This window comes from Streptomyces sp. NPDC059477 (assembly GCF_042749375.1).
Lineage (GTDB): Bacteria > Actinomycetota > Actinomycetes > Streptomycetales > Streptomycetaceae > Streptomyces.
Genome location: NZ_JBHYUG010000036.1, coordinates 1 through 16,009 on the forward strand (window position 1 = coordinate 1; position 16,009 = coordinate 16,009).

Here is a 16,009-nt window from a genome sequence, read left to right on the forward strand (position 1 = left end):
TTTCACTCGGTGGCTGGGTGGCCCCCCGGGGGGTGGTTGGGGGGGGGGCGCCGCCGCCCCGCCCCTCCCGGGGGCGGCCCCGGGGCCGGGTCTAAGGCCGCGCTCAGGTCTCCGGGAGGTACGGCACCGGCTCGCTCGCGCCGGCGGGCACCGTGGTCTCGGGAGCGGTGGAGGTGTCCGCCCCCGCCGTGTCGCCGGTCGCGGCCGGGGCGGCCGGGGCCGACGGCAGGGTGAAGGTGAGCGGCTGCCCCGCCGAGGCGGTCCAGCCACTCACCGCGCCCGCGTAGGCGTCACCGAACGCCGAGCCGCCCAGCACGGTGCCGGTCGGCAGGGTCGCGGTGACCTCCACTCCGTTCGGCGCCTCGACGGTCACCGTGTCGCCGACGCGGTACGCGGTGACCTGACCGGCGGCGAGTGCCGCGGCCCAGTCGGCGCGCTGCTGCATCTCGATGCCGAGGTCCTTCATCGGAAGGTTCACCACGGGAGTGTTGTCGGCGAACAGTGCGTCGTAGCCGTCGAGGACACCGTCGAGGACGGGGTAGGCGATCCGGTCCTCGGCCAGGTTCGACTGGTGGATGAAGTGCGGCTGGAGGTCACCCGCCAGGACATGCCCGAGGGCGGTACGGGTCTCCAGCGGCACGATGTAGTCGGCGTAGCCGGTGGTGATGTCCAGCGGTGCCGTGAGGCAGGTGCTGGTGGCCGGATTGTCCTCGCAGATGCCACTGCCGCCCTGTGCGCGGCTGGTGTAGATCCAGTTGTACTCGTCGACCTGCTCGGCGGCACGCCCCGCGTTGTAGAAGATGTTCATCGGGTAGCGCGAGACGGTCGTCGCAGGACCGACCTCACGCTGTACGGGGTCACGGGAGTTGTCCGAGGCGATCCACTCGACCCCGTTCGCCGCGAGCGCGGGAGCGAGGTTCGGGTTGTCCACCGGCTGCTGCGGGGAGATCCGCAGACCGGAGTGCTCGCCGGTCACCAGCTCCTCGTTGTCCAGCTCAAGTCCGGCCGTCTCGCCCCAGACGCGGTTGGTGGCGATCTCGTCGGAGATCTCGGTCTCGCTGACCCACTGGGTACTGCCGTCCGCGTTGGTGGCGCACACCCATGGCACCACGGTCACGTTCTGCACACAGCCGAGGAACGGGTGCGAGTAGGTGTGGTTGATCCAGCGGAAGCTGTCCTTGTCCTCGATGAACTCGTCCGCTAGCTCGTCCACGCCGGCGTTGTCCTCGCGCTGGGTCACGCTGCCCGCACCGTTGTAGACCATGTCGAGCGTGATGCCCTGCTCCTGCTGCCACGCGACGGCCTGGTCGACGTCCGCCGCGGTCATCCGGATCGGATCGGACACACCCTCACCCGGCGGGCAGTCGATGTCGCCCGGCGTGCAGTTGAGATCGGAGTCCCAGCGGTCGTCGGCCGCGAACACATCGTCGACATGTACGGCGAAGTAACTGCGGGAAGCGCCGAGGTGCACCCCGCCCGTCATCCACTCCACGATGCCGCGCGCCAGCAGCCGGAACTGCTGCTGGTACTCGTTGTAGACGAAGGTGACGACGAGTTCGCGCCGCCCGTCGTGCCGGTACTCGCCGACCAGCGAGCCACGGGTCGTCTGCCCCGGGATCGGCGCGTCGACATAGGTGGTGAAGTCGGCGCCGGGCGCGGGTGCCGACAGATAGGCGTAACTCTCGCCCACGGTCGGCGAGTTGTCCTCGAACGGCACGGCACCTTCGAGATACCCGAACGGCCCCGCCGCCCCGGCCGCGGTGACCTGCGCGGTGACCCCGTCCACGCTGCCCGAGTAGCCGCCGTAGACCGGGTATTGCAGTCCGGCCTCCGGGCGGGCGTAGGTGTAGGCGTCGACCTGCGGAATCGCGTACGTCTGCTCGTAGGCGACCAGTGCCGCCATCTCGGCGCTGCCGGCCGCGAACGGGTTGTCGTTGGGCAGCACGACAGCCTGGTACTTGGCGCGCGGCACGCTGCCGGCCGTGTCCGCGAGGAAGTCCGCGTTGATCACGGGTCTCGCGGGATCGGTCAGGTCGATCTCGGTGTACGGCGTTCCGGCGGTGCCGAGTTCGGACGCGATGGCGTCGGTGGCCGGGCCGCCGTCGCTGACGATCAGGACCCGCAGGTCGATGCGGGGCGTGACGGTGTCGGCGTGTGCTGTGGCCGGCGCGACCAGTGCGGCGATGGCCGCGCCCACGGTGAGCGCGGCCGTGCGTATGGATCGCTTCATGCGATGAATTTCCCTCCCCTGGCAGGGGTGGGCCACCGCTCCCCCAAAGAGCGGACACCCCCCCCATGCGCCGCGCCACGCCCCCTGAGACGTTCGTTCGCTGACGCACTCGCAGCGTCCATAGTGATGTTCTTGTGTAGCTTTTGTGGTCACGCAGCGGAACGTGGCGGAAAAGCGCGGGCGACGAATGGGCGCCGAATCGGCCCGCGAGGCCCGTCCGGAGCGTGCGTTCCCGCCAGGATCGGACCCAGATGGATCACGTGTTCGCAGGTCAGGGCTTCTGGCCGCGGATGATGTCGGCCGCGGCGTCTTTTCCCCGCCGTGGCCGCACGTCTTCACCTGGCTTGTAATCGTCTCTGTATTTCGTCTGGTTTACGGTCCATGTGGATCTCGGCATGCGGATGGCGGCCGGCCACACTGTCGGCCGCCTGTGAACCGCCTGTCCGTCAGGTGCAAAGCACCCGGGTCTCCGGGGTGTAGGCCGGACCGCCGCTGATGCTCGTACTGTCGCTGAACTCGATGTAGTAGTACGAGTAGAAGCCGATGTTGCCGTTGCAGCCGGAGGCGGCGTCGACGGACAGGGTGAGGGTCACGGTCCGGCTCTGGCCGGGCGGGATCGTGGCGCCGTAGTTGGTGCCGAGGTTGGCGGGGCCGGTGCCCGAGCACGGGACGGGGCCGCCCGTGGTGGCCAGGGTGCAGCCGGTGAAGCTGTACAGCAGGTCGGGCCGCTGGGTGGTCAGCCATGTCGGGTCGATCGTCTGGTAGACGAACCAGACGTCGTAGCTGTGGTTGTTGGTCAGCGTCATCGACAGTTCCACCGAGCCACCGGGCGTGGTGGTGGCGGCGGACGTGCTGAAGGTGACGTCGGCCTGCGCGGCCGGAGCGGCACTCGCGGACGGCGTGAGGCCGAAAACGGCCAGCGCGACGGCGAGAACGGAGGTGAGTCCGAAGCGTCTGAGCAGAGTTGATCGCATGGCCAGGGAGGCTAGGCAGACCGGATGCGCAGCGTCTGCCCCGAGGCGCGCCCCGAAAGGGCCGCACGGCCGAAAGTGCGCGATGCGTGAAGGCGATGTGAAGGCGTCGTCACGTGTTGTGCGATCGGTATCCGCGCACGCCACGGAGTGTGAGGAGGTGGGGGACCGAGGGGCGGACGGGACTTGGGCGAGGAAGTGCGGCCCGCGACGGAATTGGCGAGTTTCCCACTGGGCGCGGTTTTCCCGTCACACCTCATGTACCGCCGATGTTCACACGGGTTCTACCTGCGGTAGGGCATGGGCCGGGCTGTGAAGACCTGCGTGGCCGCTTGGCGGTAGCCGGCCAACGTGTGTACCTGTCCGTGGCGGACATGGCGACCGGCTCCCTGCCCGTCGCATGTGTGTTCTGGAGGGACGCGGCACGGTTGTGCAACGCACGTTGTCGGCGCGCGGGTTCACACCTGCGTACTACTTCCGACCGCTGCGGAGGGCTGGACGAGAACGCCCGGTGTCGCGGCGAACTCGCACGAACGCAGCGACGAGAGGGGTGGCAAACGCCCCGGCCCGTGGGGGGTTTACGTCATACCCGGCAGGTCTGGGATGGGATTGATGCCGGGACATCCACGACGGGGAGCGTTGTGGCATCCGCCGGGTGCTCCGCGGCGGTGGCTGGTCCGATGAGTCAGGGAGTTGCCGGGCTTGCGCGCGGCGCCACAGCCGGCCGCTCTCCGGATCGCGCGTTCCCTGCTGTAACGGCCCATCGCGCCCGTCCACGTGATCTGGGCGGACTTGTTCGCGGTTCTCAGTCGATACAGAACTCGTTGCCCTCGATGTCCCGCATCGGGATGCAGGAATCGGTGCCGTCGTACAGCGTCCGCACGTGCACCGCGCCCAGCGGGACCAGTCGCGCGCATTCGGCCTCAAGTGCGGCGAGGCGCTCCTCACCCACGAGTCCGGTGCCGACCCGTACATCCAGATGCACCCGGTTCTTGGCCGCTTTCCCTTCGGGGACGCGCTGGAAGAACAGCCGCGGGCCGACCCCCGAGGGGTCAGTACAGGCGAACCATGAGTCCCGCTGCTCCGGCGGCTGCGAGAGCTTGAAGTCGTCCCACGTGGCAAACCCGTCCGGTGGCGAGGGTACGACGTACCCCAGCACTTCGCACCAGAAGCGAGCGAGGCGCTCGGGTTCCGCGCAGTCGAAGGTGACCTGGAACTGCTTGATCGATGCCATCGGCCCACCATAGGGGCACATGCCGCTCACCGGGATCCCAGGGCTTCATCGCCCGGTCCGGGACGAGGCGCGCGGGACGTGAGCAGCAGGAACGGACCAGATCACGCCCTGGGACGACGAGTGAATCGGACCGGAGCACCTGAGACGGGGGCCAATTCGCAGGCTGGGCACGCGGTTGGGCCTTGGTGCGGTGGCGGAGCCCGGGAACCCTTGTGATGCGGTCGCGGGGATCTCAGGGGGGCCAGCCGGACGTCGGCGGTCTGTCCGGGGCCGAGTTCCTCCGCGGACTCCACCCACAGCCGCGCGATGCTCAGCTCTCGTTCTCCGCCGGTGGTGCGGTTGCCGATGTCCCACATCGGTCTGAGCCGGCCGTCCCCGGCGAAGGCACTCGGGCGCCCGCCCTTCCTTGCCTCTGGGAGTCTCAGCGTCGCCCTGACCGTGCCGTGCCGGACTTCCCGGCGACGCCACTCGCTCCAGCGGCGACTGCGGTCGAGCATCATCTGCCGGGCGGCCTCGGCGAGAAGCTCCCAGAAGCCCGGGGGGACCGGATCGACATCCCCGAATTCGATGAGAAGGCCGAGCACCATCTCCCACTCCTGGCGCCCGATGTCCTCGAAACCCTCCGCATCGAACGGACGGGACAACGCACATGCAGAGGGTCACAGTCCGGCGTCGTGGTTTCGCTGGGTCTCGGCGCGGGCCCGGTCCTCGGCGCTGAGGCGGGTGCCGAGGTGGCCGTTCTCGACCAGGGTGGCGAGGGTGTCCATGATGACGCGCGCGCCGAGCTGGGACGTGGTGTCGGCGCTGTCGTAGGGAGGAGAGATTTCCACCAGGTCCATGCCGATGAGCCCCTCCTGGGCCACCATGCGTACCGCCTTGAGGGCTTCGCGGGGTGTCATACCGCCCGGCTCCGGGGTGCCTGTGCCGGGTGCGTAGCCCGGGTCGACGACGTCGATGTCGAAGGACAGGTAGACCGCGTCGACGTCCTTCCAGGCGATCTCCAGGGCGATCTCCATGGCATGGTCGATACCGAGTTCCTCGACGTCGAACATGGAGATGACGGTGGTGTCGCGCTCTGCGGCCACCTGGACGCCGGAGTGGTTCCCGATCCAGCCGCCGATCCCGATCTGAACGAGGTTGGCGGGGGGTACGTTGGGCAGGTCGGTGGCGTGCGACCAGTGGGTGGTGTGCATCCGCTCGTCCATGGTCGTCACAGCGGTGTCGATGTGCCGGTCGAAGTGGATGATGCCGAGTCTGCCGTCGATGTGGCCGGCCAGCGCCTTGGCGTCCGGGTAACCGATGGAGTGGTCGCCGCCGATGATCACCGGGAAGGCGCCGGTGTCGAGGATGTGCGCGATGCCGCGCTCGACCTGGTCGAAGGTCTTCTCGATGTTGGCGGGGATGACGAAGATGTCCCCCGCGTCCCCGACCGTGAGTTCCTCCAGCAGGTCCATCCCCAGATCCGGGCTGTAGGAGTCGTACAGGGCGGAGACGCGCCGTACAGCCTGGGGCCCGAAGCGTGCCCCGGAACGGTAGGTGGTGCCCATGTCGAACGGGGCGCCGACGACGGCGACGTCGTAACGTCCGATGTCGCGTACGTTCTCGACATAGGGCGACTTCAAGAATGTAGGAATGCCCGCGAACATGGGGTCCAGCCCCCGGGAGAACAGCGAGATGTCACGGTCGTTGATCGATGGCGCGGCGGTCAGGCCCAGATCCAGGCTCCGCTCGGTCAGCTCCCTGCGCCTGCGCTCCGGTACGTCCTTCAAGCGCCGCCGGGCACGCATCCCCGACAGAGCCGCGCGGCTGTGTGTCTGCCCGCTCCCGCGCATGGTCGGATTCGGACGCAAGGGGTTCTGGTGATGCCGCTCGTTGAAGGGAACGCCGCGATCCATGAGACACCTCGCCCGTGGACGGAGCAGAAGAAACCGCACCGGGGCCCTGCGTGCCGGGGCGGCCGACACGCCGCAGCCCTCTCACTCCACCAGACTGCGGGAGGGGGCTCCGCCACGCCACTGGGGAGTTACGTCCGGCTCAGGGCCCACCACAAGGGCGCACGCTGGTCGCGCCCGCCCTGGGTGGCCGGACAGCCCGCACCGGGGTGGCGGGGGACCCGTGCGGATCCTGTAGGTGCCGCGGGCACGGGTCGCTGTAGCTTGAGGCGGCGACCGGGCGAAGGTGCAGCCGGTCGTACCGGGCCGAGGCCGCGCGCTCGATCTCATCGGTGATCACAGTGGGCAGCTCCGGGCCGATGCCGACTTGGTGCCATACGGCGCCGAGCCGAGCGGCGACGAGCGGTCCGACCGCGTCCAACGGCTCGGCGACGACCAGGTGCGGAGCCCACTCGGTGGCCTGCCCGATGCCCTCCTCGACGGCGAGGTCGACACGGGCGCCGTCGAAGACCTCACCGATGGCCGAGGGCGACGCATGGAACACATCGGCACCGGTGCGGCGGCCCGCCTCCTCGGAGAACCGTCCGGCATGACGCCCGCGGCGAGGAACTCCACTTCCGGGGGTAGTTCCTCGCCGACCGCGGCCCGGAACTCCGCACTGGACAGCAGTCCCACGGTGTGGCCGGCACTGGCCGCCGCCTGCATGAGCGGAACCAAGGGCAGTATGTGTGTTCGGTGCCCGCGCCGCCCGTGCGGCGGCGGCGGCCCGGACGGCGCGGGCCCGTCAGGCCGGTCGGCTGGTTCAGCCGTGGTACGGGGCGGCGGTGACGTCCAGGACCCAGGTGACGCCGAAGCGGTCGGTGAGCATGCCGTACAGCGGGGCCCACTGCGCGGGCTCCAGGGGACTCACGATGGTCGAGCCCTCGGCGAGCTTGCCCCACAGGGCGCTGACCTCCTCGGCGTCATCTCCCCGCACGGAGACGAAGAACGGGTTCTCGCCCTGGTTCCAGGGCAGTTGCGAGGGCACGTCGTAAGCCATGACGTGGAAGCCGTTGTCGCCGGTCACCTCGCCCCACATCACCCAGTCCGCCTCGCTCTCGTTCCGTACGGCGCCCGCGTCCTTGTAGGTGACCGCGACCGTGCGTCCGCCGAAGACGGACCGGTAGAAGTCCAGCGCCTCACGCGCGGTGCCCCGGAAGTTCAGGTGGGTGGTGGTCGTGACGGACATGACCTGCTCCTTGCCTCGATGTGACAGATGCGCGCCGTCCGGTGCCGATGCCCGGCGGCGGCTGCCGTGACCAGGGGGGTATGCCTCCCGAACGGCTCGTGTGCCACGATGGCAGAGGTAGAGGACAGGATGTGTCCGGTACTCCAGGAAGTGTGGGTGTCATGCATAAAACGTCCGCCCGGCTGCTCGCGCTGCTCTCGCTCCTCCAGACGCCCCGCGACTGGTCCGGCGATGATCTCGCCGAGCGTCTCGGCATCACCTCCCGCACCGTGCGCCGTGACATCGACCGCCTGCGCGAACTCGACTACCCGATCACGACCGTCAAAGGACCCGCCGGCGGCTACCGCCTGGAGGCAGGCACCCACCTGCCGCCCTTGCTGTTCGACGACGAGCAGGCCGTCGCCCTGGCCCTCGCGCTGCGGACCGCAGCCGCCGGCACCACCGTCGCCGAAGACGCTGCCCGCGCGCTGGCCACCCTCAGCCAGGTCATGCCACCCCGCCTGCGCCACCGCATCGACCTGCTGCACATCACCGCGGTCCAACCGCCCCCGGCGTCCGGCGACACCCCCCAGGCCGACGCTCAGGTCCTGATGGACCTGAGCCGCGCCATCCACACCCGCGAGGAACTGCGCTTCGACTACACCCCCACCTCAAGCACCCTCACCTCAAGCAGTCCCAGCTCAAGCGCCTCCACCTCAAGCAGTCCCACCTCAAGCGCCCCGGCCTCAAACACCCTCACCTCAAGCGCCCCGGCCGCCGACACCCGCCGCGTACAACCCCACCACCTGGTCACCTGGCGTCATCGCTGGTACCTGGTGGCCTGGGACCTCCACCGCGAGTACTGGCGCACCTTCCGCGTCGACCGCATCAAGCCCCGCACACCCACCGGCCCCCGCTTCGCCCCGCGCGACCTCCCCGGCGGCACCACCGTCTCCACCTTCATCACCAGCCGATTCCGCGGCAATGACGGCACCACCACCGACTGGCCCTGCCAGGGCGAAGTCATCCTCCACCTCCCGGCCGCCGACGTCGCACCCTTCGCCCAGGACGCGATCGTCGAGGAACTCGGCCCCCACCACTGCCGGCTCACCCTCGGCTCCTGGTCATGGACTGGACTCGCCGCCGCCATCGGCCGCTTCGACACCGACATCGAGGTCATCGGCCCGCCCCAACTGGCCACCGCCTTCGGAAACCTGGCCACCCGCTACGCTCGCGCCGCCCGCCCCACAGGACCCGAGACCGTCCCGGCACCGTGAGACGGCCGACGTCGACCTTGCCCTCGGCCAACCCGCCACCCGGCCTCCCCTCCGGGGGAGAAACCGGCACCACACACCGGCAGTGCCACCCGGCCCCCCACTTCACGGACCCCCATGGATGACCACGCCGGGACGCGATCTCCCACCGCGTCCCGACGAGTGACCCCTAGGACAACGACGAAGGCGGGGTCGGTCGCAGGGCGGAGGCAGCGCTGGTGGTGGCGGGCGCCGGGTGCGATCGGCCGAAGAGACCTATCAGGGCCGTGAGCGCGGAGAGGGCGCCGAGGGTGGCCCAGCCTGCGCCGTAGCCCGCGGTGGGGACGATCTTTCCGAAGGCGATGGGGAGGGCGAAGCCGCCGATCGCGGCGAAGGTGAGCATGAGTCCGATCGCGGTGCCGATGTGCTCGGGGTCCACGCGTGAGATCTCGGCGGGGACACACAGCCACGCCGGGAAGCTGAAGAGGAAGACGAATCCGATCAGGGCCGAGAGGAACCACAGCAGGGGAGCCGACCGGACCGGGACCAGGAAGAGGGCGGCACTCATGGCGAGAAACGGCACCACCATGATCAACCGGTAGTTCCTGAGCCGGTCCGCCGCGTAGCCGCCGAGCAGACTGCCCGGAATGCCCGCCAGGGCGAACACCGCGCCGAGCAGCCCTCCTTGGCCGCTGGTGAACCCGAGTTCGTCGATCGCGTACTCACCGATCAGCTGTGACGCGGTGATGTAGGCCCCGTACACCCCGACCATGGCCGCGCCATAGATCCACAGTTGTCGGTCCCACAGTGCCTTGGCGAGGCCCTCTCTGGTGATCTCGGCGCCGGCGAGTCCCGCCACGTCGGGCGGGGTGGCGAACCACGCGGCGACGGCAGCGGCCACGAAGAGGTTGAAGACTCCGCAGACGATCAGCATCGTTCGCCAGCCCACGGCGTCGGTGAGGGCGACGCACCCGTACAGGCCCAGTGCGGCCCCGACGCTGAACGCGGCGCCTCCGGTGATGCCCAGCGCGAAGTTGATCTCATGGTTGCGGAACCAGACACTGACCGCGCTCACCGACACCGAGAGGAAGATCGAGCCGCCGATGCCCGCCAGCACGCGGTAGATGGCGAGGTCGGTGTACTCGACGGCGATTCCGGAGAGTATGCCGCCGACGCTCTCCAGCGCTATTCCCAGGATGAGGGTGCGCTTGAGACCGAGCCGGGTCGCGAGCAGGCCCGCGGGGATGTGGACGACGCCGTACCCGATCAGGAACAGGGCGATCAGGAAGGCCAACTGGGTGAAGGACGCGCCCAGTTCCTCGCTGACCGGTGTGAAGGCCGAGGCGATGTTGAACCAGTTGAGCGTCAGACCCACGTAACCGGCCACCAGGAGGGCGAGCATGCGCCATCGGGCGGCGTAGATGTCTTCGGACATGGCGGGAGATCCCTTCGAGTAGGTGCGCCCCGTGCGCGGGGCAAGTGGGGGGACCGACCGTCAACCGTGGGGGAGGAGGGAAAGTGCGTTGTGCGTGTACGGGCGGGAGAGGGGCGAGCGGTGCTCGGCGCCTCTCCCGCCGGCCTGCCGGGGACGCCTACCGGGCTATCGCCCTCTCACCGCGATCGCCTCGAACTCGACGATCAGCTCCGGCTGCACCAGTCCCGCGACGAACACAAAGGTCGAGGGCGGGCGGGTCGGCAGCCACCGGTCGCGTACCGACCGGATCTCTTCGAGCGCCTCCGGCCTGGCGATGAAGCCGGTGATCTTGACGATGCGGTCCATCGAACTGCCCGCCGCCTCCAGGGTGCGCGCCAGGTTGGCGAACGCCTGCTCGGTCTGCGCGCGCGGATCGTCCACGCCGACGACGTCGCCCCGCTCGTCCCAGCCGATCTGTCCGGAGGTGAAGACGAGGTCGTCCACGGTGCCGGCCCAGTGCCAGGCCGTGCCCGACAGGACCCCGGGCACCTCGGTGACGAGACCGAAGTCCGCGGCCATGTCAGTCCTCCTCGACGAGCGCGATCGCCCGGACCGGTCCGGCGGTGCCGCCCGCGATCTTCAGAGGCATGGCGATCACCTGGAAGCCGTGCGGGGGCAACTGGTCGAGATTGGCCATCTTCTCCATGTGGACGTATTCCTTCTCCAGGCCGAGCAGGTGGCAGGGCCAGAGGAACTTGGGGTCGTGGCCGTGCTCGTGGTAGTCCGCGGCCCAGGCGGCGTACGGCCGGTCGTAGCTCCACGCGTCGGTTCCCACGGTGGTGACACCCTGGTCGAGCATCCACTCCAGCGCCTCGCGGCTCATACCTCCACCACGGGTCATGTACGCGTCCGTACCGAAGTACTTGTCGTTGCCGGTCATCGACAGCACGATGTCGCCGGGCTTGAGGGTGTAGTCGATGTCGCGGAACTTCCGCTGGAGAGTGCCGAGGGACACCTCCTCGCCGTCCGCGCAGTCCTGGATGTCGATGACCACCCCGTCGCCGATGCACCGCTCCAACGGCCATTCCTCGATGGTCTTGGGGCGGGAGCCGTCCGCCATCACCGGACCGAAGTGCCAGGGGGCGTCCATGTGCGTCCCTGTGTGGTCGGTGATCTCCAGGTTGCAGATGGCGTACGCCTCACCGGGAGTGGGCCAGTCCTGCGGGTCGATGTCGTAGTTGTCCTTGTTCCACTTCGCTCCCTCCGCGTGCGGAACGAGGGTGACTCCCTTGCCGTCGAGGGTCGGATCGGTGTCGACGGTCATCGAGAGGTCGACGATTCTTCTGGCCACGGGACTGCCTCACTATCCGTCTGTATCCACTTAGTGGATATGGAGTCAGGTGGTTGGATGTTGTGTCCGAGAACGTAAGGGTCGTGGCGGAGCCCCGTCAATGGGGGTGCGCCTTTCAATGGCGGTGCGCCTGCTTCTCCTCGCAGGGGCCACCCGTGCGGGAGCCCTGTACGAAAGCCTCGACCCGGGTGCGCAGTTCCCCGGTCGGGGCGAAGCACGCACGACGTAGGGCGGCGGCGTCGCAGGAGGGCCGCAATGGCGTCGGATCGAGCACGTCGCCGACGATCCGCTTGTTGGCGGCGGTCGCCACCGGTGCGAGCCGGGCCGCACGCCGGGCCAGGCGCAGTGCGGCCTCGACATGGCACCGCTCGTCGGTGATTTCCGTGACGGCTCCGGCCTGCCATGCCCGGTGCGCGTCCACGTACCGCCCCAGCAGCAGCATCTCGCGGGTCAGCGAGCCGCCCCAGACCGAGGCGAACCGTCGTATGCCGGTGTCGGAGTACACCAGGCCGAGATCGCCGGCCGGTATGCCGAACGAGGCGCCACGGGTGGCGACGCGTGCGTCGCAGCAGCAGGCCAGCTCCAGGCCACCCCCCAGGGCCGGACCGGTGATCGCGGCGATGACCGGGAAAGCGGCGTTCCTGATCGCGTCGAACACGGCGTGGGTGGGATGGGCGATCAGTTCCTCGGCGCGCGGTTCGAACCCGGGTCCGGCGACGCTGTGCAGGTCGTAGCCCGCGCAGAACGCCGGTCCGGTGCCGGTGAGGACCACGGCACGGGCGTCGATGCCCTCGAACGCCCGGGTCAGCTCGTCGAGCGTGCGGGTGTCGAGTGCGTTGCGGCGGCCAGGCCGGTCGAGAGTGACGACGGTGATGCCCGGTTCCGCCTCGTCGACGCGGATGCGCGCGGGCGTGCTCCGGTCACCGGTCATTCCCGCCCGCCCGCTGTTCGGCCAGCCGCAGGAAGGGTTCCAGCGCCCGGGGGTCGGACAGGGCGGTACGGTCCACCACGCGGTCGGGCTCCGCCCCCATCAGCAGCCGCTTCACCGGGACCTCCAGGGGCTTGCCCGTCCGGGTACGGGGTACCGCCTCGATCTGGTGGACCGTGTCGGGAACGTGCCGTGGGGAACAGTCCGCGCGCAGCCGGGCCGCGATCGCCCGGCGCAGTTCCTCGTCGAGTTCGCGCCCCCGGGCCAGGACCACGAACAGCTCCAGCCGTGACGTTCCGTCCCGATGGGGGAGATCGACGGCCAGGGCGTCGACCACCGCGTCGAGGGTCAGCACGGACCGGTACAGCTCGCTGGTGCCCATGCGGATCCCGCCCCGGTTGATCGTCGCGTCCGACCGTCCGTGGACGATCACTCCGCCGTGCGGCCCGATCTCCAGCCAGTCACCGTGGCGCCACACGGGCGGGTCGACGGCGTAGTGGCCGAAGTAGGCGTCGTGGTAGCGCGTGCCGTCGGAGTCCCCCCAGAATTTCACCGGCATCGAGGGCATCGGCGAGGTCAGCACCAGTTCGCCCATCTCGCCGACCACCGGACGGCCATCCTCGCTCCAGGCGGCGACGGGAGCGCCGAGCGACCTGCGCTGCAACTCGCCCCGCACCACCGGCAGCGTCGGCACCCCTCCGACGAAGGACGTGCACACGTCCGTGCCGCCGCTGCTGGAGAACAGCCAGAGATCCGGGCCCAGTTCCTCGTAGACCCAGTCGAAGAGTTCCGGCGTGAGCGGAGAGCCCGTGGAACCGACCGCGCGCAGCCGCGCCAGTCGTCCGTGCGCGCGCGGCCGTACGCCGTCGGCCCGGGACGCCGCCAGGAAGCCGGCGCTGGTGCCGAAACAGGTGGTCCGCGTGGCCTCCACCACGTCCCACATCGCCGCCGTGTCAGGATGGCGCGGGCTTCCGTCGTAGAGCACGATCGCGGCGTCGGTGAGCAGCGCGCCGATGAGGAAGTTCCACATCATCCACCCGGTGCTCGTGAACCACAGGATGCGGTCATGTGGGCGGGCGTCGACGTGGAGGTGAAGCTTCTTGAGATGTTCGAGGACGATGCCGCCGTGCCCGTGGACGATCGGCTTGGGGACACCTGTGGTGCCCGACGAGTAGAGAATCCACAGCGGGTGGTCGAAGGGCACCCTTTCGAACGAGAGCGGCCCTCGCTCGCGGCAGAAGGCGTCCCAGGTGAGGGCGGAGCCGAGTCCGGTGAGTGGCCGGCCGGGACGCAAGTGGTCGACCACGACGACCCGGTCGAGCGTCGGCAGCCCGCGCACCAGCTCACGCACCGGGTCCAGGCGGTCGACCTCACGTCCGCCGTAGCGGTATCCGTCCACGGTGATCAGTACGCGGGGGCCGATCTGCCGGAAGCGGTCCAATGCGCTCGCCGCTCCTGTCTCGGGAGCGACCACCGACCAGATCGCCCCGAGACTCGTCGTCGCCAGTAGCGCGACGACCGCCTCGATCGTGTTCGGCAGATACGCCGCGACACGGTCGCCGCGTCCCACTCCCGCCGCCACCAGTCCGGCCCTGGCCCGTGCCACACGGTCGTGCAGCTCCGCCCAGGTGATGTCGACGGGCGGTCGGGACTCCGCGGCGCACACGATCGCCACCTGCCCGGGATCGCGGCCGGTGAGGATGTGCTCGGCGTAGTTCAGGGCCACGCCGGGGAACCAGCGGGCACCCGGCATGGTGCGACCGTCGAGCACGATGGTGGGATCGCCGTCGGCACGTACGTCGAAGAAGTCCCAGATCGCTTTCCAGAACGCTTCGATGTTCTCGACCGACCAGCGCCAGAGGGTGTCGTAGTCCGCACAGCCGACGCCGCGCTCGCTCGCCAGCCAGTCCTGGAACCGGGTGAGTTGGCTGGAGGCGATCCGCTGCTCGGAGGGCGTCCACAGCACCGGCCGCTCCTCATCGGCCGCGTTCAGCATGCGAGGACCTTCATCAGATGCTCGGTGTACCGCATGAGCTGGTGATCCTTTCCGGGAGAGGCGATCAGCTGAAGCGCCATGGGGCGGTGGCCCGCCCCCAGCGGCACGGAGACGGCCGGGAACCCGTAGGCACCGGCGGCACGGGTGAAGCGTGAGACGTCGGCCACCGCCGCGGGCTCGGTGACCGCCGGCGCCGTCATCGGTGCCGTGGGCAGCATGATCACGTCGACATGGGTGAAGACGCGCCGAGCCTGGCGGGTCGCCAGCGACAGGGCCGATCGGGCGCGCTCGTACGCGTCCACCGTCATGCGGCTGCCGTGATCGAGCGCCGCCCGTACGTCCGGCTCGTCCGGCTCGATGCGACCGGCCCACCGGGCGGCCAGTTCGCGGGTGAGGACCGGGCCCATGCCGCGTGGCCGCAGCTCGAACCCCACCTCGGCGACCGGGTGACCGAGACCGGCGAGGCGATCGACGGCGGTCCGGAAGGACTCGGCGATCCGGGGCTCCAGGGGGCCGTGCTCCGCCAGGCCCGACGGCACCCCGATGCGTGGCGGGGCACCGCCGCGCCCGGAACCCGGCCGGCCGGCCACATCCGGCCCGTACGGCCCCCCAGCCACATCCAGCCCGTACGGCCCGCCAGCTACGTCCGACCCGGCAGCCACATCCGGCCCGCCCGGCCCGCCCGGCCCGTCCGCCACACCCAGCGCCTCGGCGGCGGACCGGCAGGCGCGGAGCGAGGTGGCGAACACCCCGACGCTGTCCATCGAGGGGGCCAGCGGAGCGCAGCCGTCCAGAGGCACGCTGCCGTGCGACAGCTTCACACCGACCACGCCGCACCACGCGGCGGGTACCCGCACCGAACCGGCGGTGTCACCGCCGATCGCCAGCGGGACGATCCCGGCCGCGACCGCAGCCGCCGACCCGCCGGACGAGCCGCCGGGCAGGGCGCCCGGCACCGCCGGGTTCGGGCACGGCGGCCTGCCGGGAGCCTGCCCGGTCATGCTCCAGGCGAGCTGGTCCATCGCGGTCTTGCCGATGACGACGGCGCCGGCCGCCCTCAGCCGCCGGACGACCGCCGCGTCCGCCGCAGCCCGGTGGATCGGCGTACGCAGCCCCGCGGTCGTGACCAGACCCGCCACGTCGAAGCTGTCCTTCACCGCGACCGGCACACCGGCCAGCGGCCCGACCACCTCCCCCCGCGCCACCCGGCGGTCGATCTCACGGGCGGCCTCCACCGCCCGATGGTCGACCGCCCAGAAGACGCCATCGGCCTCGATGGCCGCCGCGAGCGACCGCCGGCACACCCGCTCCGCGGACAGGGCACCCGAGCGCACCGCCGCCGCGATGGCCGTCGCGTCGCCGGGCAGATGGCCCGGTGCTGTGCCCTTCCGGGTCATGGGGTGCTCCCGGAGAGGACCGGCGGACTCGTCATGGGTCGCACCTCCCGACGGCTTGGGCGACGAGGGAGCGCGCGGGGCCTGCCGCGCCCGCCCGGCCGTCCGGCGGCTCCCGGGCATGGCGCCCGCAGGAGCG

General features: G+C 70.2%; 13 protein-coding genes. 1 reads left to right on the top strand and 12 read right to left on the bottom strand.

All coding sequences use genetic code 11. The annotated features are described in order from the left end of the window. Positions 1-103 precede the first annotated feature (103 nt). The 6 genes from ACFXAZ_RS19445 to ACFXAZ_RS19470 all read right to left on the bottom strand — a co-directional run bounded on the left by ACFXAZ_RS19445 (position 104) and on the right by ACFXAZ_RS19470 (position 7,555). Positions 104-2,230: a hypothetical protein gene (locus tag ACFXAZ_RS19445; protein WP_384592320.1), complete on the bottom strand. Its 2,127-nt coding sequence runs from the start codon at positions 2,228-2,230 to the stop codon at positions 104-106. Positions 2,231-2,676: 446 nt separating this feature from the next. After that, the gene (locus tag ACFXAZ_RS19450) at positions 2,677-3,204 is read right to left on the bottom strand and encodes a hypothetical protein (protein ID WP_384592323.1); all 528 of its coding nucleotides are present in this window, start codon (positions 3,202-3,204) and stop codon (positions 2,677-2,679) included. 802 nt (positions 3,205-4,006) lie between these two features. Next, a complete protein-coding gene (locus tag ACFXAZ_RS19455; RefSeq protein WP_384592329.1) occupies positions 4,007-4,435 on the bottom strand; it encodes a VOC family protein in 429 nt (142 codons plus the stop codon). Between the two features lie 659 nt (positions 4,436-5,094). Beyond that, positions 5,095-6,330 (bottom strand): agmatinase, encoded by a 1,236-nt coding sequence (gene speB, locus ACFXAZ_RS19460; protein WP_384592332.1) that lies wholly within the window; start codon positions 6,328-6,330, stop codon positions 5,095-5,097. A gap of 139 nt (positions 6,331-6,469) precedes the next feature. Next, complete coding sequence (locus tag ACFXAZ_RS19465) at positions 6,470-6,871, bottom strand: hypothetical protein (protein ID WP_384592335.1); 402 nt, start codon at positions 6,869-6,871, stop codon at positions 6,470-6,472. A gap of 258 nt (positions 6,872-7,129) precedes the next feature. Then, a complete protein-coding gene (locus ACFXAZ_RS19470; protein ID WP_384592338.1) occupies positions 7,130-7,555 on the bottom strand; it encodes a VOC family protein in 426 nt (141 codons plus the stop codon). A 161-nt stretch (positions 7,556-7,716) separates the two neighbouring features. Between ACFXAZ_RS19470 and ACFXAZ_RS19475 the strand changes: the two genes are divergently transcribed. After that, the gene (locus ACFXAZ_RS19475) at positions 7,717-8,811 is read left to right on the top strand and encodes a helix-turn-helix transcriptional regulator (protein WP_384592341.1); all 1,095 of its coding nucleotides are present in this window, start codon (positions 7,717-7,719) and stop codon (positions 8,809-8,811) included. A gap of 166 nt (positions 8,812-8,977) precedes the next feature. On the opposite strand, the gene ACFXAZ_RS19480 is transcribed toward ACFXAZ_RS19475, so the two are convergent. The 6 genes from ACFXAZ_RS19480 to ACFXAZ_RS19505 all read right to left on the bottom strand — a co-directional run bounded on the left by ACFXAZ_RS19480 (position 8,978) and on the right by ACFXAZ_RS19505 (position 15,873). Next, positions 8,978-10,222, bottom strand: a complete 1,245-nt coding sequence (locus ACFXAZ_RS19480; protein WP_384592344.1) for a nitrate/nitrite transporter — start codon at positions 10,220-10,222, stop codon at positions 8,978-8,980. Between the two features lie 165 nt (positions 10,223-10,387). Continuing rightward, positions 10,388-10,780: a RidA family protein gene (locus ACFXAZ_RS19485; RefSeq protein WP_384592348.1), complete on the bottom strand. Its 393-nt coding sequence runs from the start codon at positions 10,778-10,780 to the stop codon at positions 10,388-10,390. Position 10,781: 1 nt separating this feature from the next. Continuing rightward, positions 10,782-11,552, bottom strand: coding sequence for a cyclase family protein (locus ACFXAZ_RS19490; protein ID WP_384592351.1), 771 nt, complete (start codon positions 11,550-11,552; stop codon positions 10,782-10,784). A gap of 115 nt (positions 11,553-11,667) precedes the next feature. Further along, positions 11,668-12,483 (bottom strand): enoyl-CoA hydratase/isomerase family protein, encoded by an 816-nt coding sequence (locus ACFXAZ_RS19495; RefSeq protein ID WP_384592354.1) that lies wholly within the window; start codon positions 12,481-12,483, stop codon positions 11,668-11,670. Then, complete coding sequence (locus ACFXAZ_RS19500; protein ID WP_384592357.1) at positions 12,473-14,476, bottom strand: acetoacetate--CoA ligase; 2,004 nt, start codon at positions 14,474-14,476, stop codon at positions 12,473-12,475. Before ACFXAZ_RS19500 ends, ACFXAZ_RS19495 begins: the two co-directional genes overlap by 11 nt. After that, positions 14,470-15,873, bottom strand: a complete 1,404-nt coding sequence (locus ACFXAZ_RS19505) for an amidase (RefSeq protein ID WP_384592360.1) — start codon at positions 15,871-15,873, stop codon at positions 14,470-14,472. The genes ACFXAZ_RS19500 and ACFXAZ_RS19505 overlap by 7 nt, the downstream gene beginning before the upstream one ends. Positions 15,874-16,009 lie beyond the last annotated feature (136 nt).